Here is a 21,710-nt window from a genome sequence, read left to right on the forward strand (position 1 = left end):
AATGTAATGCAGACATTCCGGCATTTGCATTTCAGGACTTATACATGAAAAAGTTATTCAGCGTTTTGCTCAGCGCCTCTGTTCTGACTCTGTCAGCATGTGGTAAGCAGGAAGCCCCAAAAACTGAACAGGCAGCTGCATCTGCCGGTGAACTGACTACAGTTACCCTGGCATCAAGTGGTTCAGATACAGATATCTGGAACTACATCGCGACATTGCCTGAAACAAAACAGGCTGGTATTGAGCTGAAAGTTAAAAACTTTACTGACTATGTATCCATGAATACTGCCGTAGCGAATAAGGAAATTGATGCAAATGCATTCCAGTCCTACGCTTACATGGTTGCGTACAATGACAACAACAAAGATAAGGTTGCACCAATCGCAACGACATATCTTGAGCCAATGGGTATCTATTCAAGCAAAGTGAAAAAAGTTGAAGACTTTGCCACTGGCGCTACCATTGCGATTCCAAATGACGGTGCAAACGAATCCCGTGCGCTTTTATTATTACAGTCTGCAGGTCTGGTAAAATTGAAGGCTGACTTTGATAATGTAAAAGGCACACCTGCTGATATTACTGAAAATAAAAAGAATATTGTGATCAAACCGATTCAGATGGCTACAGCTGTCCGTGCTAAAGATGAAGTGGATGCCATTGTTCTGGGTAATGTGCTTGCAATGGAAGGTGGTCTGAACGTGATCCGTGACTCTATCTATCATGAGCCGATTGACCAGTCGACCAAAATGAATGTCAACATTGTCGCTGTTGCTGATTCACGTAAAAATGATCCTGTACTTGAGAAACTGGGAACGCTTTACCATACTCCTGCGGTTGAAAAATACATTCAGGAACATTTTGATGGTACAAAAGTGGATGTAAATAAACCTGTCAGCTATCTGACAGAATCAAAACAGTAATATAATTTCTTAAACAAAACAGGCAAAGTAACTTTGCCTGTTTTTTCATTTTTGTACAGTTTTTGACGATATGATTGAATTTAAAGACATTTCAAAACACTATGAGCTGAAAGGTCAGACCCTGCGCGCACTGGATAATATTAATCTAACGATTCCAGCCGGCAGTATTTTTGGCATTATTGGTTATAGTGGTGCCGGTAAAAGCACCTTAATCCGCCTGATTAATCTGCTTGAACGCCCAAACTCCGGTCAGGTGATTATTAATCAGCAGGATTTTACTGCGCTGAATGCACGTTCATTACGTCAGGAGCGTGCAGGAATCGGTATGATTTTCCAGCATTTCAACCTGTTGCAGACTAAAACGGTTGCGGCAAATATTGAAATGCCACTGAAACTGCTGGGTGTGGCTAAGGCTGAGCGCGAAAAACGCCTGGATGAGTTGCTTGAGTTCATTGACCTGAAGCACAAGAAAGATGCTTATCCTGATGAACTGTCTGGTGGGCAGAAGCAGCGTGTCGGTATTGCCCGAGCACTGGCAAATCATCCTAAAATTCTGCTTTGTGATGAAGCAACCTCTGCCCTTGATCCACAGACGACCAAGTCTGTTCTGGAATTATTGAAAAAAATCAATAAAGAGCAAGGAATCACCATCGTCATGGTCACCCATGAGATGGATGTGATTGAATCTGTCTGCGACTATGTGGCTGTCATGGAGCAAGGTAAAGTGATTGAAACAGGAACTACCCTGGATATTTTCAGTCAGCCACAGCATCCAACAACCAAAAATTTTATTCAGACTGTATTACAGCAGCAGCTGCCGGTCAGTATTCTGAATAATCTTGAAAATCAGAACCACAAAAGTATTTACAGCCTGCAGTTTCTTGGAACTTCAGCGCAGGAAACCGTTGTTCAGGCTGCCATCAAACAGTTTGATATCAGCCTGAATATTTTATTTGCCAACATGACTGAAATTAATGGTTCTGTAATTGGGCAAATGTTCATTCAGCTTTTAGGCGATCCTAAAATTATTAAACAGACCATTGCGTTCTTTGAACAGAATGGCGTCAAAGTTGAACAGCCAGGAGTCAGCGCATGAGAGATCTGTTTGTTCAATGGCTGACTGAAATCACAGCTCCTTACTGGCACAGCCCGCTTTCAATCGATCAGTTTGTTACGGCTCTGCAGGAAACCTTTCACATGGTGTTTTTTGCCATGCTGTTCGGTACACTTTGGGGATTCATTCAGGCTGTTATTTTACTGGTGACCCGCCCTGAAGGCATTATGCCCAACCGAGCTGTCTATCATTTACTGAACCCGATTGTAAATGCCCTGCGTTCACTGCCATTTATTATTCTCCTGATCGCTGCGATTCCACTGACTAAATTCCTGGTGGGTACATCTATTGGAACATGGGCAGCCATTGTGCCATTAACGATTTATGTAGGACCCTATATTGGTCGTCTGATCGAGACTTCCCTGCTTGAAGTGAATGCAGGAATTGTAGAGTCTGCTCAGGCAATGGGTGCATCCCCGTTACAGATCATTTTTAAATTTATTATTCCGGAAGCACGCAGCTCTCTGATTTTAAATCTGACCACCGCAACCATCAGCCTGATCGGAGCAACTGCCATGGCAGGTGCTGTCGGAGCCGGTGGTATTGGTGATCTTGCTATTTCTTATGGTTATCAACGTTTTGATACCAGTGTTGTCATTCTGACAGTTATAGTCCTGCTGATCCTGGTTCAGTTGGTACAGAGTCTGGGTGACTGGTTGTCTAAAATCAAATAAGCAAAACTTCATGATCAGTTCAAATGCCTTCAGTTCCTGGAGGCATTTTTATTTACACAGTCATTTTCCGTTGACTATAAGGAAGTCGAGCTATCCCGCAACTGTCTAAGCCCGCTGTAAACACAACACTTTAGAACTTTATCTCTGCATTTTAAGTTCAGAATTGTGCCACTTTCCCCAAGTGCTTAAATAATCACGTATGCAGATCTTTTTTGCGTGCTAAAATGTTCAGCAGTTTTTGCAAGGATTGATTTATGCAGTTTGTACATCTTGGTATTCATACAGAGTTTTCGATTACGGAATCAATCGTACGTGTGCCTGAATTAATTAAAACTGCCTCCAGTCAATCCATGCCGGCTCTGGCGATTACAGACCTGTCAAACCTTCATGCTGCAGTCAAGTTCTATAATAAATGCATGGGCAAAGGGATTAAACCCATTTTCGGAAGTACCATCCGCCTGAATGATGCTGAACATCGGGCAACCCTACTTGCCATGACCAATAAAGGCTGGCGCAGTCTGACGGAAATCGTTTCCCGTGGTTATATTGAAGGACAGCAGCTTTCCATTCCATGCATTCAGAAAGACTGGATACTGGAACAGTCAGATGACATCATTGTACTGCTCGGTATGCACAGCGATGTCGGCAAAATGCTGTGCTCTGCCAATCCTCAGAAAGCTGAACCCTTACTTGAAGAATGGATTCATAAGTTTGGCAATCGGGTTTATCTGGCTTTAACCCGTACTGAGCGCCCGTTTGAAGAAGACTTTATTCAGGAAGCGGTGAAACTGGCAGCAAAATACAATATCGGTGTGGTTGCACATAACGATGTGCACTTCCTCACACGCGAGGACTACGAAGCGCATGAAGCCCGTGTCTGTATTGCTGATGGTTATGTACTGAATGACAGCCGTCGTCCAAAAACCTATAGTACAGAGCAGTATTTCAAAACAGCCGAGGAAATGATCGAGCTGTTTTCAGATATTCCAAGTGCTATAGAAAATACCGTCAATATTGCCAAGCGTTGTAATGTAGCACTCCGACTGGGCTTTAACGATTTACCTGATTATCCAATTCCTGAAGGTCATACCATTGACACCTTCTTTGCGCATATATCCGAAGAAGGTCTGGAAGAACGTTTAAATTTTCTGTATCCACCTGAAAAGCGTGATGAAGACTGGGCTGAAATCCGTAAGCCTTATGACGAGCGTCTGGCCTATGAAATTAACATCATTAATAAAATGGGCTTCCCAGGCTACTTCCTGATCGTCATGGACTTCATTGGCTGGTCTAAAAACAATGGTGTACCCGTTGGACCAGGTCGTGGTTCAGGTGCAGGTTCACTGGTGGCATACAGTCTGAAAATTACAGACCTTGATCCCTTACGTTATGACTTACTTTTCGAGCGTTTCTTAAACCCTGAACGTGTTTCGATGCCCGATTTCGACGTCGATTTCTGTATTGCAGGTCGTGATAAAGTCATTGACTACGTGGCACGTCACTATGGTCGGGATGCAGTCTCACAGATTGCAACATTCGGAACCATGGCGGCAAAAGGTGCAATTCGTGACGTTGCGCGTGTTCTAGGTAAATCTTATGGTCTGGCTGACCGTATTTCAAAAATGATTCCGACCAAGCCTTTAGGCTTAACCTTAGAGGAATCCATTGAAGCTGAGCCACAACTCAAAGACATTGTGACCAATCCTTCCAATCCAGATAATGATGATGCTTCTGAAATCTGGGAAATGGCACTCAAACTTGAAGGAATCACCCGAAACACCGGTAAGCACGCCGGTGGTGTGGTGATCGCACCGACCAAAATTACCGACTACTCTGCGGTCATGTGTGAAGCCGATGGTACTGCACGTGTTGCACAGTTCGATAAAGATGATGTTGAAGCAGCAGGTCTGGTTAAATTCGACTTCCTGGGTCTGCGTAACTTAACCGTGATTGAAGATGCGGTACAGAACATCAACAAACGGATTCAAGCCGATCAGCCTTTGGATATTGCGCATATTCCTCTGGATGATGTTGATGCCTACTTAGTTTTTGCTGAAGCAAATACCACAGCGGTATTCCAGTTTGAATCCGTCGGCATGAAAAAAATGCTGAAGGAAGCTAAACCAAGTAAGTTCGAAGAAATTATTGCATTCGTATCTTTATACCGACCAGGTCCAATGGATCTGATTCCTGACTTTATTCATCGTATGCATGGCGGCGAGTTTGAATATCTACATCCTTTGCTTGAAGGTGTGCTCGAACCGACCTATGGAATTATGGTTTATCAGGAACAGGTGATGCAGGCAGCACAGTTCTGTGCAGGCTACACACTGGGTGGCGCGGACTTACTCCGTCGTGCCATGGGTAAAAAGAAAGTCGAGGAAATGGAGAAACAGCGTGCAACCTTTATTGAAGGTGCTGCGCTCAAAGATATTGATGCAAAAACAGCGAACCATATTTTCGACTATATGGAAAAATTCGCAGGTTATGGTTTTAACAAATCACATGCGGCAGCTTATGCACTGGTTGCCTACCAGACTGCTTGGTTAAAAGCGCATTACCCTTCAGAGTTTATGGCTGCGGTCATGTCTTCAGAAATGCAGAATACGGACAACATTGTATTTCTGATTGATGACTGCCGGATCAATGGACTGGAAGTGCTTCCCCCTTCAGTCAATATGTCGTTCTACCAGTTCCATGCCAGCGATGCTCAGACCATTATCTATGGACTGGGTGCCATTAAAGGTGTGGGTGAACAGGCAATGCAGTCTGTGATTGACTCACGTCTGCATGATGGTCCATTTAAAGATCTGTTTGACTTCTGTCATCGGGTCGATCTGAAAAAAATCAACAAACGTACACTTGAAGCCCTGATCCGTGCAGGTGCGCTCGACTGTCTGGGCATTGAACGTTCAAGTCTGATGCTGCAGCTCCCAGAAGCTGTTCAGGCTGCTGACCAGGCACGTTCCAACCGCGAAACCGGAATCATGGATCTGTTTGGTGAAGTTGAAGAAGTTCAGCGTAAACCGGCAAAACCAGTCAAACCGTGGTCAGATGAAGTCCGTCTGAAAGGCGAAAAAGATACCCTGGGCTTATACCTGACAGGACATCCGATTGATGTATACCGCCCTGAACTTAAATCTTTCATTCCATGCCGTATCAATGAACTGACGCCGACCCGACGTGGTGTGACGACTGTCTTTGCAGGACTGGTGGTGGACGTTGCAAACTTCCCGAACCGGATGATGATCACCCTGGATGATGGCACAGCCCGTATTGAGGTTTCAGCCAATCACGAGCGCTTCCAGCGTTTCAAAGACATTCTGCAGAATGAAAAAGTCGTGGTGATTGAAGGTGAGATTTATGAGCGTGAAGGCTTTGACCGTCCTATGGGACGTCTGACCAAAGCATTCAGCCTGAATGAAATCCGCCAGAAACGTGCCTGCAACATTCAGATTAAACTGAATCATGAAACTGTTTCCAGATCACTGCGCAAGGAACTTCAGCCTATTTTGCAGCCATTCTGCAATGTCGATATGTGTACACATATACCTGTGATTTTACAGCTGGATTATCCCTATGCATCAGCCCAGTTACATATGGGTGTTCAATGGAATGTAGCACCACTCGATGACTTACTGATTAAACTTCGGGATTATTTCGGTAAGGAATCCCTGCATGTTGAATATCAGGTCAAATCCAAAGCAGCAAAAGCTGCGGATCATCAGCAAAGCAGACCTGCCTATATTCCCCCTCCTCCATCAGATATGAGTATGGATGAGGCAATGGATCTTTATCAGACTGAAGAAGCTTCTCAGTACTCCTGATAACCTGTTTAAAATAATGAGTGGATACATTATGAGTCATCAATTTGACAATGCTGCTGTCTCAGCACATCTCTCCCATGTGCGCATCGTTATGGTCAATACCACCCTGCCTGCCAACATCGGTAGTGCTCTGCGTGCAATGAAAACCATGGGCTTAAGTAAACTGGTGCTGGTTGAACCTAAAACATATCCGCATCCGGATATTGATGCGCTGGCAGCTGGCGCAGCAGATCTGATTGAACAGATAGAAATTGTACCAACCCTTGAAGAAGCCATTAAAGACTGCCACCTGGTGTTTGGCACCAGTGCGCGAAGTCGGACGATTCCATGGCCACTGCTCGATGCACGCCCTGCCGCTGAAAAATCCCTCCAGGCGGTGGTACAGGACAAACAGGAAATTGCGATTATTTTTGGTCGCGAAGACCGCGGTCTGACCAATGAAGAACTGGCTATGGCAAATTATCATGTCACTATTCCTGTCAATTCAGACTATGGTGTGCTGAATGTCGCTCAGGCGATCCAGGTGATTTGTTATGAAATGCGAATGGCGGCTTTAAATTTTATTGATAAAATTGAAGATCCTGAGGCAACCATGCGTGTGACTGAACAGGAATCCATGCACTGGGATGAACCATTGGTGACGCATGCACAGATGGATCAGTTTTATCCGCACATTGAAAAAATGCTCGCTGACATCGAATTTATGGACCCACAAAATCCAAGACTGTTACCATTACGCTTACGTCGTCTTTTTGGTCGTATCCAGCTGGACAAAATGGAATATCATTTACTTCGAGGCATATTCAGCAGAGTTCAGGCTATGAATGACGGAACCTGGAAACAGTCCACTAAAAAATCAGCAGATAAGGAGAATCAGCCAGATGCTTAAACAGCTCAAGGAAGATATACAGGCTGTATTTGCCCGTGATCCTGCGGCAAGAAATACACTGGAAGTACTGACGACCTATCCAGGTATTCATGCCTTAATGATGCATCGGTTAGCACATGAACTATGGAAAAAAGAATGTAAAGGCTCTGCCCGTCTGCTTTCATCTTTCAGTCGCTTCGCAACCGGTATTGAGATTCATCCTGGTGCAAAAATTGGACGCCGTTTTTTTATTGATCATGGTATGGGTGTGGTCATTGGGGAAACCGCTGAAATCGGTGATGATGTGACGCTTTATCACGGCGTTACACTGGGTGGCACGACATGGAACACCGGCAAACGTCATCCGACCCTTGAAGATGGTGTGGTTGTGGGCGCAGGTGCAAAAATCCTGGGGCCGTTCACTGTCGGTAAAAATGCAAAAGTCGGTTCCAATGCCGTTGTTACCAAAGCCGTTCCTGCCGACACCACCGCAGTTGGCAATCCAGCGCGCTTTATTTCCAAAGATAAACCGAAGGATGAGGCAGAAACACGTCTCCGCGATTATGCAGAAAGTATTGGCTTCCAGCCTTATGCCGCAACGCAGGACCAGTCTGATCCAATGCTTGAGGGTATGCGAGTGTTACTGGATCGTATTCAACATAATGAAAAACGTATGAATACGTTATGCCAGCGTTTATCGCTGCTTGACCCTACATTTAAAGTACAGCAGCAGAATGAACAGCCTTTCAGCCAGGAAGAGCTTAAAATCATTGAAGATGTCCGCCGTGAATGCGAAGCCCAGAGTCAGCAGTCTAAAGCCTGAACAAAACCTCAAATAAGTAACAAGCCCTGTCTTGCATGTTCGTCAGACTTTTTTTAGACTGACGGACAGGTTTTAAAACTTTTTTAAAAAAATGAAACGGATGAACACACTATGACACTTAAGCCACTGGCATTTGCTGTAGTTGCTGCGACATTACTGTCTGCATGTAGCTCTGCACCGATCAAACCCAATAACACAAAAAAAGATCCAATCGTTTTTACTGAACCAGATATTACTCCACCATTTTATGCTTTAAATCCGTTTAATTACGATGCTCCACCTCCATTTGAAATCAACCTTCAGAAAGCGGCAGCTCAGCCTGTCACCAAAATGGTGGTGAGCAAATCAGATGACCCTTCAAAAACACTGACGCTGGATGTTAACCGTCTGATCATTCCTACTGTGAACAGCAAAGAACGCTCACTGAAATTTGCTGCTCTTGCAGGTGAAAATGAAATTGATATTACAGAAATAGATGATTTTCTTCAGCTTGTAGAAGGTAAAGCACGTCATTATCCACCACGTTTTACTGAACGTCAGGAACGTAAGGGTTTTGAAGCAAAACTCAAAGAAGTTACACAGCAGCTGGACACTCTGGCATCTAAAGACAATGCTTCATTTGATGTCTTAGTCCGTGCATTTAAAGCCAGTGTGATGGCACGTAACCTGGATTTAGGTTCTGTCTATACCACCAAGTCTCTGAACTATGCTCAGCGTATTCTGAAAATCAATAAAGAAGATGCTGAAGCAAACTTCTGGTTTGGTTTTGGTTTATCTGAAGGTGGTGGTCAGCGTGAAGCAATTCCTTACCTGGACAAAGCAATGAAAGCAGGTGTACAGGAAGCTTACCTTTCGGCTGCCAACAACTACATCGCAATGGAACAGAAAAAGAACGCCATTCAGGTACTGAAAAACTATAAAATCAAATACCCTCAGGAAGCTGAAGTTGCAGACCGTCTGATTACTGAAATTGAAAAACAGGGTCGCTGGAATGTCTGGCAGGTACTGAACCCACCTAAAGCAAAATAAAACCTGAATCAAAAAAAAGACCGTCCAGTACGGTCTTTTTTAGTCTGCGAGAATTGAAAATTACTATTTTTACCGTATGCTTGATTAAAATTGGATAAATTCCGGAAATATAATTTATATATGCCAAATAACATGAATAAAATTATATGCCTAAGCATACTTTACGTTTCCGTACTGACAGGATGTCAGGTGGTCAGTGTTAAAAATCAGGCAATCAATGTCACGATCAGCAATGAACGTGAAAGTATCCTGACTCGGGATAAACTCAGTGAAGCTAGCCTCAATGTCCTCTCCATGACAGGCAGAGAAGCCAAAAGCTGTTCTGAAAAACCGGATGAATGTGTTTCATCATTAAAAGAAATCCGTCAGATTCAGGATGAGCAGCTGCTTTCAACTGCAAGTGAGTTATACCTGTCAAAAGCACTACTGCTTGAAAAATCTTCAAACTGTAAAATCAGCATACTCACGAAACATCAGTCTGCTGAAAAACAGCAGATACAGCAGCAGCTCTATAACGATTGCCTGGATCAATCCTTAACCATGCTGGATAAAAGTATCCGGTACAGTTATGCCTATATGTTTAAAACCCAGCGTGCTCCTCAGGATCGTATTTTTGATAACAGACAGGTACAGATTCGGGATTTTTATAACCTGGCGATTGCCAAACTGGTTTCCACTTATACCTCCCGCTATAAACCGACTGAAGTCGCTGACACCATCGTCATAGGAAACAGCAAATATAAAATAGACTTCAGCAAATACCCGCAGTTACAGGGCAAAAAAATTGAGCAAATGATTTCGAGTTACAACCTGAACTTTTCTGGTTTACGCTCCATTAACCGTCGGGATGGTTTTGGCTCAGAATTTGTAGTCGTACTTCCCCACAGTACAGCACAACAGCATGAAAAAGCTCAGTATATTATTGACCCTTTGAATCACAGATATCCTGGTGGACTCAACCCCAATATTCATCAGGCACAGTATCTGGCAACAACACTGACTGCAGAGCCTGCCCGGGCATCTACAGTGGATGAAATTTTAAATAACCCTGAATTTGAAATTAAAGTATACGATCCTTATAAATTTGAACAGATCAGCATTTCAGGAAAAAGCTATCCTCTTGCTGCCAACTTTTCCACACCTTATGGATTATGGCTGGCTGAAACCAATCTTGGGAAATATGCGTACTTAAGCCTGATAGACCGTGATGACAGACTGACCATGCCCCACCTCTATATGCTCGAACCCTATAATCCTGATAAAAAAGTGATCGTACTGGTTCATGGTCTTGCCAGCAGCCCAGAAGCCTGGATCAGACTGACCAACGATATCATGGGTGACAAAGCACTGCGGGAACATTATCAGGTGTGGCAGGTTTTCTATTCCACCAATATGCCAATTATTGAAAGCCGTTTTCAGATCTATTCTGTCCTGACACAAGCATTCGGTCAGCTGAACAATTCTGAATCTGCAAAAAAAGATGCCGTACTGATTGGTCACAGTATGGGCGGCATTATTTCAAGACTGCTGGTCAGTGATGCTGATGTAACCGATAAAGCAATGAACTTAATGAACAACAGACAGTTGAACCGTTATCGGAAGCTGCCTATTGTGACGCAGCGGATGGTTATGAAGGATATTCCAAACTTCAGCCGTGCAATATTTGTATCAGCTCCACACCGCGGTACTGAATATGCTGACCGCTGGTTTACCCGAGCTGCCCGAAAAATCATCCGTCTGCCTGGTGCATTTCTCTCTGCAATTGGAGATACCTTACAGAATCAGAACCTTGATTTAAAAGAACTGGTACAACAGATTGATCATGGTCTGATTCAGAATGGACCAAGTGACTTAAGTCATGCATCCAAATTTATGGAACTCACAGCTGATATCATGCCGTATAAAGGTATGACCTATCACTCCATTATGGGTAACATTACCAACAGTACTGATCCTGATATTATGACCGACGGCATTGTTCCCTATAAAAGTGCGCATCTGGATCAGGCGGTTTCTGAAAAAATCATTAAAGGTGGGCACTCCATTCAGGAAACACCCGAAGCTGTGCTTGAACTGCGCCGTATTTTAAAACTGCACCTGGTTCAGCAAGGTCTGTACAAAGAGTAAAAGTTGAAGACAGTATTCACAGCACCAGTAAAAAACCGAAGTCTGACTTCGGTTTTTTATTGAATATTTATCCCTGTTGAGCCTGTAATTTATAACAGTCATCCAGTGCGAGTTCATAATAGGCAAGCCCCTCACGTGCAGCATGAAATGCTTTCGTCTGCAGTTCAGGGCTGTGATTACACATTCGTTTAATCAGTTCCATCGCTTCATAAGGATGTAAATCATCATAATGTGCATGCGCTCTTAACCATGCCAGTGAACGCTTATTAATATTCACCTCAGGATGCGACATATAACTTTTTACCCCAGCATAGACCTGCTTGCTCCAGTCACCGGTTGCCCATTCTATGGCTAAATTGGTCGCAGCCAGGCATTCTGGCAATGTCGCTTTTAACCCTGTATGCCACAGAAAATGATTCACTGCATTCATTGCCGCTGGAGGTTGAACAGCATCCAGCTGTTCTATAGAAAGTCCAAAACCACCCGCCCAGTCTCTGTACCAGGTCAGATGCCTTTCTTCAACTTTAATGTTCTGAATCAGCCAGTCACGGGTTTCGGTCACCCCTGGCGATGCAAAATCAGTAGCTCTGGATAAAGCCAGTGCCATGTAGGAAGGAAAATGAGCAACGAGCGGATAAAAGTTCAGAAGCGCATATCGGAAACATTCAAGTTTCAGTTCACCCGATGCCATATCCCTGAAAAAGGGATGCTCACTGATTCTGTTTTTGAATGGTACAAGATCATCCCAGAATTTCTGCGACCATTCTGTATGAGGTGTTATGTCCAGTTCAGTCCCATAATGACGCAATGCAGTAGTCATATAAGTCAGTCCCTTTAAGTTTTTATTTTAGTTTTATCAAGTATTACAACAAACCACTATACAGGATGATTTCTGATTCAACTATATCCAGTCATCTATGTCTGACGAAAAAAACTGTCAGCTTTTCACAGTTTTTTTATTGTCAGTTTTTTTCGTATAGTGACTTGTTTATCCTTAAATTTATATGTAATAGTATGCAAAGATATCTGTCTAATAAACACTTTAGAGATGGATCCGTAAATTTGAACAACTCCTATAAGTGATATTCTGCTCCTCAAATGATGTTATAAACATCAATATATGGAGTATTTTATGGCACGTAGACCAAGAAGAAATCATTCAAATGATTTTAAAGCTAAGGTAGCACTTGCTGCGATTAAAGCAGAAAAAACACTTGCTGAATTGAGTGCTGAGTTTGATGTTCATCAAAACCAAATTATTGACTGGAAAAATCAATTGATCTCAGCTTCCTCGCAAGCTTTCGATCAATCAAAAGCTCCAACAGAACCACCCATCGATCTAAAAAAACTACATGCAAAAATCGGTGAGCAGGCATTAGAAATTGATTTTTTAGAAGGTGTGTTGAAGAAACTGGGCCGCTTCAACCACAAAAGTTAATCGACGACTCACTTCAGATTTCAGTATCTAAGCAAGCTAAGCTGCTGAAAGTCTCCCGTGGTTGTTATTACTATCGCCCAAAACCTGTGAGTGCATCAGATCTGAAGCTGATGCGATGTATTGATGAATTACATATGCAATATCCTTTTGCAGGCAGTCGTATGATGCGTGATTTGTTGAATCGTCAAGGACATCATATAGGACGACGTCATACACGTACTTTAATGAAGAAAATGGGTATTCAGGCGTTATATTGCAAACCAAATTTAAGCCAGGCTAATCAAGCTCACCGTAAATATCCATATCTGCTCAAAGGGTTGGCTATTCAGCGCAGTAATCAAGTGTGGTCTACGGATATAACGTATATCCCTATGGCAAAAGGCTTTGTTTATTTATGTGCTGTGATTGATTGGCATAGCCGCAAGGTACTTGCGCATAGGGTATCGATTAGTATGGAGGTGGATTTTTGTATTTCGGCTTTAAATGAAGCGATTGAAAAATATGGTCGACCTGAAATATTTAATACAGACCAAGGCAGCCAGTTTACCAGTGATGCATTTATTGATGTATTGAAATCAAATGGCATTCAAATCAGTATGGATGGTAAAGGTCGATGGGTAGATAATGTGATGGTTGAACGATTATGGCGGAGCGTTAAATATGAAGAGGTGTATCTCAAAGCTTATAGCAGTGTCACAGATGCGAAAAAGCAATTAAGTGCATATTTTGAGTTTTATAATTTGAAACGACCTCATTCGAGTCTAGACAAAATGACACCAAATGAGTTTTACTATGATCAGCTACCCCAACAAAACAAGGTGGCTTAACTAGAGCGGAATATCACTTATAAATACGCTTTTAGTTGTTCAAACAAGTGGGACCACCTCTCTTTAAAATACCAACTGACAGATTATCAGAACTATAAGTAATTTTTGAATATGATAAAAATGTGAGCCAATATGAAACTGGAAGGTTCAAAGCTTTTAGACAGGACGCAGTTAGATGCACTGATAGCAAAGGGATTAAATTACGTCCACTTTTCGCCTGCGCTTGAGCCTACCTACAGACAACAGTATAAAAATGAAGCAGCATTCGAGTTCCGTTTCCGTGGACCGATCATTTTCTTTCTTTACGCTTTTCTCAGTTACGGTATTTTTCAGGTTTTACCTGATGGAGAAATCACCAGACAATGGTTTTCATACTACGGATGGGTTGGCGTCATCATTCTCGGTGCATGGGTTCTATCATTTTTTAAAGCATTCAACCCTTACTTTGACCTGTACACCTGCCTAGGCTCTATGGGTGCGGTTGCCATTTCATTTATTATCATTCCTATTATTGGTAAAGAAAGTAACGATGCCCTGCTCCATGCTGCCATGATGTATGCCGTTGTGATTATTTACGGCTTTGTCGGCATGCGTTTTTATACGGCATTTATTGCTGGATGGGTCGGTGGTCTGATTGCCATTGTTGTTACTTTATGGCTGCATTTTGATATCGACTGGACTGCACTGAACCGTACTTATACCTTCAGCAGTATTCTGGGTATGTCGCTTGCATATGCCATAGACCGTCAGCACCGTGAAAATTATCTGCAAAACTGTATTATTGCCCTGAACCAGCAGGAAATGACTCAACAGGCTGAGTTGCTTGAACTGCTGTCACATCAGGATCCATTAACGGGTCTGGCAAACCGACGTTATCTGAACACCGTGCTGGATAAGGAATGGCGATGGGCGGTCCGTTTTAAAAAACCAGTGACCGTCATGATGATTGATATTGATTATTTTAAAAATTATAACGATTCACTGGGACATGTCGCAGGCGACCGATGCCTGCAGCAGATTGCCACTGTTCTGAGTTCCGTTGCTTCACGCAGTAAAGAATGTGCAGCACGATATGGCGGTGAAGAATTTATGCTGGTATTCCCTATGACCTCAACATTTGAAGCTAAACGGATAGCTGATCTGCTGATACAGCGTATTGGAGATCTTGAGATTCCTCACCCTTCCAGCAGTATTTCCAGTCAGGTCACAATCAGTCTGGGAATAGTCACCATCGTTCCTCAGATGAACGATCAACTGACTGAGTTTATCAACAAAGCAGACCAGACTTTATATGAAGCAAAAAGTCAGGGACGCAACCGCTATAAAATTGCATCATAAAACCCTATACCTGAGTTCAGGTGAATCAAAATTCATTAAATACACATAAATGATCTGTAAAGTCCGCTGTAAGATGTACTTATAAAGTACATCTTACGCTTAAAACTATTTATTCACTTTTTGATAGGGTGGTAACGCAGTCCCCGCTTCTCTTATTAATGCTATCATGCCTTGATATAATGAATAATTATATTCTAAGTCAGATAATGCTTTGTCATAATATTCCTGTTTTTCATATTCCTTTTTACTGCACTCATCCTTATATGTTTCATAACATTCAGATAAACTGTCCTGATCCAGACTTAATGCATAAATCATCATCTTATCTTGATAACTTAATTGAATAATAGTATCGTCAGGCATATCTCCATATGCCCATGCCTGTAATGTTTTTAAATTTCCATTTCCCAGGTGTGAGAAAATAAAACTGACATAACCATTAAATTCACTAAAAAATTTCCGGATATAGCTCTTCCCATCCCAACTATCAGTCAATAAATATTTAAGTGTATTTTTTCCAGATTTATTTAAAAAATGTGTACGAATACCCTGTGGGTTAAATCTAAAAATTAATTTATATTTTAATAAATTTTGTTTATCTTGTGGTATAAAATGATTAGTCAAGTCCATTGCAAATGAAACCATTGGGTTTGTTGACATACTTGTTAATAGCATTTGTAATTGATAAAAAATACCGGTAACTTCATCAACAAAAAGGCACATACGATACCCTTTATCCGGTGCCAATTCAGGATTCTCAATATTCCCATGCAAATTAATAAAATCATGCCCAGTATTATAAATATGTAATTTTAAATTTTTAGCATATGGGTGCTGTGTTGCCCATAACCGCACTAATTCTTCAGCTTTTTTTATATTACGGGGCGGTTCAATATTTTCCAGATTAAAAATTTGTGAATCTGTTGTTAAAGGTTTGAAAAATGAAGTAAGCACACCTTCAACTGCACCTACAGGTATTTGTGAATTACCAATTCCCCAGACTGAAAAATAAGGCTCATAGAAACCAACGCCCGATGCCTGCACTGCTTCATAAAATACACGGTAAAGCGTATCTCCCTGTGCAAGAATATCAAAGTTCTCTATTTCCAATATTGCATAAGCTTAGTCTTTTACACTTTGTTGTAAACCGATAGCCCACTTTTGTATTTTTTCAGAAAAAAATTCACTGTATTGCGGTGCTGTTACTGTTGCAGCAATATAATCAATCCATGCCTGTAATGCATTTCCATTACTCTTAGTGCCTCGAGATTTCTGATACAACTCATAAGCTACATGTTCTGAATGGTTGATATCAGGCATATTTCCCGTAAAAATTTCAGGTTCCCATAAGTAAACAGCACCTAATGACATTTGATTTTCCCCAAAGTATTTAAAAATTTTTATCTTCAAAAAGAGAGACCCACTTATGGATATCTCTGTTGTGCCACTTTTTATCCGTTTTACTGACTTGTGCTTCTTTCGAAGGAAGTATTCCTACAGCCCCAGTTGCTCAGCACGCTGCTGGCAATAAAAACCACTCTCTATAATTTTTATAATAAACAAATATATAATACATAATTACCCTCTACAAAGAACAGAAAAAACTGCCTGTTTTGAGCCTGTATGGGCAAATATATTTGACCAGAGTGATTTTTCATATCCAACTCAATACTTAAGCAACATGATATTACTTCCTGAGTCGGCATTTTTGATCAGACCGACTTTATACAAGCCAGAGCCTGATCATGTCTGTTCTATCTGTAACAGCACTTATTCAGGATTACGCTTAACCCTGTAAAACTGTACATAATTGAATTTTTTAAAATTAAATCAAAAAACTCAAAAAATATAAGTCACTTGTTTTACAGCCTGGTTGTAACAAACTGCATAAAGTGGATAAAGACACAGAAAATCTGGATAGAGCCCTTCTCAGATTCGCGGTTCAATCAGACAAAAGCACTGATTGGATAGAGGAAGATCCCATGACTGCACGTAACCTCGCCGAATGGCAAAATTTTGTACAGGGTTGTCTCGATTTTCGCCCAAATGATGGAGTCTATCGAATTGCTCGCGATATGTTTACTGAGCCAGAATTATTCGAACTCGAAATGGAACTCATTTTTGAAAAAGTCTGGATTTATGCCTGTCATGAAAGTGAAATTCCAGATCATCATGACTTCGTCACCGTACAGATCGGTCGTCAACCTATCATTGTGAGCCGTGATGCTAAAGGTGAATTACATGCAATGGTCAATGCCTGTGAACATCGTGGTGCAACACTGACACGTGTTGCCAAAGGCAATCAGTCGGTATTTACCTGCCCATTCCATGCATGGTGCTATAAATCTGATGGTCGTTTAGTCAAAGTTAAAGCCCCTGGTGAATACTGTGAAGATTTTGACAAATCAAGCCGTGGCTTAAAACAAGCTCGTATCAGTAGCTATCGTGGATTTGTATTCGTCAGCCTGGATACTCAGGCGACAGATTTACTTGAAGACTTTTTAGGTGATGCCAAAGTATTTCTGGATCTGATGGTCGATCAGTCTCCGACAGGTGAACTTGAAGTTCTACAAGGTAAATCTGCGTACACCTTTGCAGGTAACTGGAAACTGCAAAATGAAAATGGTCTGGATGGCTACCACGTCAGCACAGTGCATTATAACTATGTATCTACTGTACAGCACCGTCAGCAAGTGAATGCTGCCAAAGGCGATGAACTTGATACACTGGATTACAGTAAGCTCGGTGCAGGCGATGCTGAAACCGATGATGGCTGGTTCAGCTTTAAAAATGGTCATAGCGTATTGTTCAGTGATATGCCAAACCCAACAGTGCGTCCAGGCTATGATGTGGTTATGCCTTACCTTGTGGAAAGGTTTGGTGAGAAACGTGCTGAATGGGCAATGCACCGCTTACGCAACTTAAATTTATACCCAAGCCTGTTCTTTATGGATCAGATCAGCTCGCAACTACGGATTATTCGCCCAGTCGCATGGAATAAAACTGAGGTCATCAGTCAGTGTATTGGTGTTAAAGGTGAGTCCAGAGAAGCACGTCGTAACCGTATTCGTCAGTTTGAAGACTTTTTCAATGTGTCTGGTTTAGGCACACCTGACGATCTGGTTGAATTCCGTGAGCAGCAAAAAGGCTTTCAGGGACGTCTGGAGCGCTGGAGTGATATCTCCCGTGGCTATCATCAATGGACATATGGTCCAACACAAAACTCGCAGGATCTGGGCATTCAGCCTGTCATTACAGGTCGTGAATTTACTCATGAAGGACTGTATGTCAATCAGCATGGACAATGGCAACGCCTTATTTTAGATGGGTTGAATAAGAAAATGCTCAAAATGCATGATGTTACTTTTAACAATCAATCTGTTACGGATGAGGTGTAATTATGTCTCTCGAACTTCATTTTGCAGTTTCACAGTTCCTCTATAAAAAAGCCGAACTATGCGATAACTACGATTGGGATGCTTACATCAACCTATACGATGAGGACAGTGTATACCACATCCCACAATGGATTGATGATCACAACTATGTTCAGGATCCAGATCAGGGCTTATCTTACGTTTATTATGAGGACCGTTCTGGTCTTGAAGACCGTGTATTCCGTATCCGTACCGGTAAAGCAGCTTCAGCAACGCCCTTGCCACGTACACAACACAATATTCATAATGTGCAGGTAAAAACACTGGATGATGGTTTGGTTGAAGCCAGAGTCAGCTGGCGAACACTGTATAACCGTCAGGGACTGGAGGGCTGTTTTTATGGACGCGCAACCTATTTATTACGTCCAACAGAAGACAGTTTCCGTATCCGCCGTCAGCACAGTGTACTGTTGAATGACAGGATTGATTCCGTTCTTGATTTCTATCACGTTTAAGGGGAGTCAATATGGATCATTCTGTTGCACTCAATTTTGCTGATGGCAAAACTTTTTTTATCTCTGTCCAGCAAGACGAATTGTTGCTTGATGCAGCAGTTCGTCAGGGCATTAATCTGCCTTTAGACTGTCGTGAAGGCGTTTGTGGAACCTGTCAGGGGAAATGCGAAACGGGTATTTATGAACAGGAATATGTGGATGAAGATGCATTAAGTGAACGTGATCTGTCCGAGCGCAAAATGCTGGCGTGTCAGACCCGCGTCAAATCCAATGCCGCTTTTTATTTTGATCATAACTCCACCATTTGTAATACCGGTGAGACTTTAAAAATTGCGACCGTTGTGACGGGGGTAGAACTCGTTTCAGAAACTACTGCTATTCTATATTTAGATGCCCGTAGCCACACCAGACAACTGGACTTTTTACCAGGTCAGTATGCGCGTTTACAGATTCCAGGGACAGAGGACTGGCGTTCTTACTCATTTGCCAATCGTCCAAATGCCAGCAATCAGCTTCAGTTTTTAATTCGCCTCCTCCCGAATGGTGTGATGAGCAATTATTTGAGAGAACGTTGTCAGATTGGGCAAACTTTGATGATGGAAGCACCTTTAGGCAGCTTTTATCTTCGTGAAGCGGAACGTCCTTTGGTATTTATTGCAGGTGGTACAGGGTTATCCGCATTTTTAGGTATGCTGGATAATATTGCAGAACAACCGTGTCAGCCGCCGGTTCGCTTGTATTATGGTGTAAATACAGAAGCTGATTTATGCGAACAGAACCGCTTAACTGCCTATGCCGAACGGATTAAAGACTTCAGCTATCATCCGATTATTTCTAAAGCATCGGAACAATGGCAAGGCAAATCAGGTTTCATCCATGAACATTTAGACAAAAACCAACTGGCTGAACAAAGCTTTGATATGTACTTATGTGGTCCACCGCCCATGATTGAAGCAGTCAAAACATGGCTGGATGAACAAGCGATTGAGGACTGTCACATTTACAGTGAAAAATTCTTACAAAGTAACACAGCAAAAACTTAATCCCCCTTACTGGCTCAATGTCATATTCTAAGATATGGCATTGACTGTCACCCTGCGCTGATTCATTAGCTATTTAAGTCATATATGTATAAATAATATGTATAAATAAACATAACTGATAAAAACGATACCCTCTCATTTTTCTGAAACTTAGCATATCTTTCAACATATTTTATATGATTGATTCAACTTGTTTTAATTGTATAAAAAAATTACAATTTAATATAAATAATACAATAAATTTCAATTACTTAAAAAATACCATATAACTGAAATAAATTGATCATTTTAGTCAGATTTGCTATATATTAAAGACTGATCTTAAGGAATAAGGTCATATAAAGAGTTCAAGATATGATCACGTTTTTCTCTTTAATTTGAAATAATAACTTCTCATTTTTAATTTGATTGATCATGTCCAGAGATGGATCCGTAAATTTGAACAACTCCTATAAGTGATATTCTGCTCCTCAAATGATGTTATAAACATCAATATATGGAGTATTTTATGGCACGTAGACCAAGAAGAAATCATTCAAATGATTTTAAAGCTAAGGTAGCACTTGCTGCGATTAAAGCAGAAAAAACACTTGCTGAATTGAGTGCTGAGTTTGATGTTCATCAAAACCAAATTATTGACTGGAAAAATCAATTGATCTCAGCTTCCTCGCAAGCTTTCGATCAATCAAAAGCTCCAACAGAACCACCCATCGATCTAAAAAAACTACATGCAAAAATCGGTGAGCAGGCATTAGAAATTGATTTTTTAGAAGGTGTGTTGAAGAAACTGGGCCGCTTCAACCACAAAAGTTAATCGACGACTCACTTCAGATTTCAGTATCTAAGCAAGCTAAGCTGCTGAAAGTCTCCCGTGGTTGTTATTACTATCGCCCAAAACCTGTGAGTGCATCAGATCTGAAGCTGATGCGATGTATTGATGAATTACATATGCAATATCCTTTTGCAGGCAGTCGTATGATGCGTGATTTGTTGAATCGTCAAGGACATCATATAGGACGACGTCATACACGTACTTTAATGAAGAAAATGGGTATTCAGGCGTTATATTGCAAACCAAATTTAAGCCAGGCTAATCAAGCTCACCGTAAATATCCATATCTGCTCAAAGGGTTGGCTATTCAGCGCAGTAATCAAGTGTGGTCTACGGATATAACGTATATCCCTATGGCAAAAGGCTTTGTTTATTTATGTGCTGTGATTGATTGGCATAGCCGCAAGGTACTTGCGCATAGGGTATCGATTAGTATGGAGGTGGATTTTTGTATTTCGGCTTTAAATGAAGCGATTGAAAAATATGGTCGACCTGAAATATTTAATACAGACCAAGGCAGCCAGTTTACCAGTGATGCATTTATTGATGTATTGAAATCAAATGGCATTCAAATCAGTATGGATGGTAAAGGTCGATGGGTAGATAATGTGATGGTTGAACGATTATGGCGGAGCGTTAAATATGAAGAGGTGTATCTCAAAGCTTATAGCAGTGTCACAGATGCGAAAAAGCAATTAAGTGCATATTTTGAGTTTTATAATTTGAAACGACCTCATTCGAGTCTAGACAAAATGACACCAAATGAGTTTTACTATGATCAGCTACCCCAACAAAACAAGGTGGCTTAACTAGAGCGGAATATCACTTATAAATACGCTTTTAGTTGTTCAAACAAGTGGGACCACCTCTTCCTGACAGGCTTAAAAATAGTATTAAAAGTATATTAACTGGTCTATTTTTTGCTTAATTCTTTATGTTATTGCGAGCCACTTAAATG

General features: G+C 41.6%; 17 protein-coding genes. 14 read left to right on the forward strand and 3 right to left on the reverse strand.

The window, feature by feature from the left end; genetic code table 11:
* Positions 1–44 precede the first annotated feature (44 nt).
* From CDG60_RS11235 to CDG60_RS11270, 8 genes are all read left to right on the forward strand, one after another.
* Complete coding sequence (locus CDG60_RS11235; RefSeq protein ID WP_087513841.1) at positions 45–920, forward strand: MetQ/NlpA family ABC transporter substrate-binding protein; 876 nt, start codon at positions 45–47, stop codon at positions 918–920.
* Between the two features lie 70 nt (positions 921–990).
* A complete protein-coding gene (locus CDG60_RS11240; protein ID WP_087513840.1) occupies positions 991–2,016 on the forward strand; it encodes a methionine ABC transporter ATP-binding protein in 1,026 nt (341 codons plus the stop codon).
* Positions 2,013–2,708: a methionine ABC transporter permease gene (locus tag CDG60_RS11245; protein WP_087513839.1), complete on the forward strand. Its 696-nt coding sequence runs from the start codon at positions 2,013–2,015 to the stop codon at positions 2,706–2,708. Before CDG60_RS11240 ends, CDG60_RS11245 begins: the two co-directional genes overlap by 4 nt.
* Positions 2,709–2,962: 254 nt before the next feature.
* Complete coding sequence (gene dnaE / locus CDG60_RS11250) at positions 2,963–6,535, forward strand: DNA polymerase III subunit alpha (protein WP_087513838.1); 3,573 nt, start codon at positions 2,963–2,965, stop codon at positions 6,533–6,535.
* 31 nt (positions 6,536–6,566) lie between these two features.
* Positions 6,567–7,424, forward strand: a complete 858-nt coding sequence (locus CDG60_RS11255) for an RNA methyltransferase (RefSeq protein ID WP_087513837.1) — start codon at positions 6,567–6,569, stop codon at positions 7,422–7,424.
* Positions 7,417–8,226 carry a serine O-acetyltransferase gene (gene cysE / locus CDG60_RS11260; RefSeq protein WP_264757121.1) on the forward strand — a complete coding sequence of 270 codons (810 nt, stop codon included), beginning with the start codon at positions 7,417–7,419 and terminating at the stop codon, positions 8,224–8,226. Before CDG60_RS11255 ends, cysE begins: the two co-directional genes overlap by 8 nt.
* Before the next feature lie 111 nt (positions 8,227–8,337).
* Positions 8,338–9,255, forward strand: a complete 918-nt coding sequence (locus tag CDG60_RS11265; RefSeq protein WP_087513835.1) for an ABUW_2363 family tetratricopeptide repeat lipoprotein — start codon at positions 8,338–8,340, stop codon at positions 9,253–9,255.
* A gap of 120 nt (positions 9,256–9,375) precedes the next feature.
* Complete coding sequence (locus CDG60_RS11270; RefSeq protein ID WP_406565287.1) at positions 9,376–11,382, forward strand: lipase family alpha/beta hydrolase; 2,007 nt, start codon at positions 9,376–9,378, stop codon at positions 11,380–11,382.
* Between the two features lie 67 nt (positions 11,383–11,449).
* Here the strand turns inward: CDG60_RS11270 and CDG60_RS11275 are convergent, their stop codons facing one another.
* Positions 11,450–12,202: an iron-containing redox enzyme family protein gene (locus tag CDG60_RS11275; RefSeq protein ID WP_087513833.1), complete on the reverse strand. Its 753-nt coding sequence runs from the start codon at positions 12,200–12,202 to the stop codon at positions 11,450–11,452.
* A 312-nt stretch (positions 12,203–12,514) separates the two neighbouring features.
* Between CDG60_RS11275 and CDG60_RS11280 the strand changes: the two genes are divergently transcribed.
* A protein-coding gene (locus tag CDG60_RS11280) for an IS3-like element ISAba14 family transposase (protein WP_223155595.1) occupies positions 12,515–13,647 on the forward strand; the annotation gives its coding sequence in 2 pieces (ribosomal slippage) (positions 12,515–12,767 and positions 12,767–13,647; 1,134 coding nt in all).
* 132 nt (positions 13,648–13,779) lie between these two features.
* Entirely contained in the window at positions 13,780–14,985 is a 1,206-nt protein-coding gene (locus CDG60_RS11285) for a diguanylate cyclase (protein WP_087514453.1), read from the forward strand.
* Positions 14,986–15,090: 105 nt separating this feature from the next.
* Here CDG60_RS11285 and CDG60_RS11290 read toward each other — a convergent pair whose 3' ends face one another.
* Both CDG60_RS11290 and CDG60_RS11295 read right to left on the reverse strand, forming a co-directional pair.
* Positions 15,091–16,095 carry a hypothetical protein gene (locus tag CDG60_RS11290; protein WP_087514452.1) on the reverse strand — a complete coding sequence of 335 codons (1,005 nt, stop codon included), beginning with the start codon at positions 16,093–16,095 and terminating at the stop codon, positions 15,091–15,093.
* A gap of 12 nt (positions 16,096–16,107) precedes the next feature.
* Positions 16,108–16,395, reverse strand: coding sequence for a hypothetical protein (locus CDG60_RS11295; protein ID WP_160117033.1), 288 nt, complete (start codon positions 16,393–16,395; stop codon positions 16,108–16,110).
* Between the two features lie 572 nt (positions 16,396–16,967).
* On the opposite strand from CDG60_RS11295, the gene antA reads away from it, so the two are divergent.
* From antA to CDG60_RS11315, 4 genes are all read left to right on the forward strand, one after another.
* Positions 16,968–18,383 (forward strand): anthranilate 1,2-dioxygenase large subunit, encoded by a 1,416-nt coding sequence (gene antA, locus CDG60_RS11300; protein WP_087514450.1) that lies wholly within the window; start codon positions 16,968–16,970, stop codon positions 18,381–18,383.
* Between the two features lie 2 nt (positions 18,384–18,385).
* Positions 18,386–18,877 (forward strand): anthranilate 1,2-dioxygenase small subunit, encoded by a 492-nt coding sequence (gene antB / locus CDG60_RS11305; RefSeq protein WP_087514449.1) that lies wholly within the window; start codon positions 18,386–18,388, stop codon positions 18,875–18,877.
* An 11-nt stretch (positions 18,878–18,888) separates the two neighbouring features.
* On the forward strand, positions 18,889–19,920 hold the full coding sequence (antC, locus tag CDG60_RS11310; protein ID WP_087514448.1) for an anthranilate 1,2-dioxygenase electron transfer component AntC: 1,032 nt from the start codon (positions 18,889–18,891) through the stop codon (positions 19,918–19,920).
* A gap of 508 nt (positions 19,921–20,428) precedes the next feature.
* Positions 20,429–21,561, forward strand: a protein-coding gene (locus CDG60_RS11315) for an IS3-like element ISAba14 family transposase (protein ID WP_223155595.1) whose coding sequence is annotated in 2 segments (ribosomal slippage) — positions 20,429–20,681 and positions 20,681–21,561 — 1,134 coding nt in all. Because the reading frame shifts where the segments join, the coding sequence is not laid out codon by codon here.
* The last annotated feature ends 149 nt before the right edge of the window (positions 21,562–21,710 follow it).

Source organism: Acinetobacter chinensis, assembly GCF_002165375.2.
Taxonomy (GTDB): domain Bacteria; phylum Pseudomonadota; class Gammaproteobacteria; order Pseudomonadales; family Moraxellaceae; genus Acinetobacter; species Acinetobacter chinensis.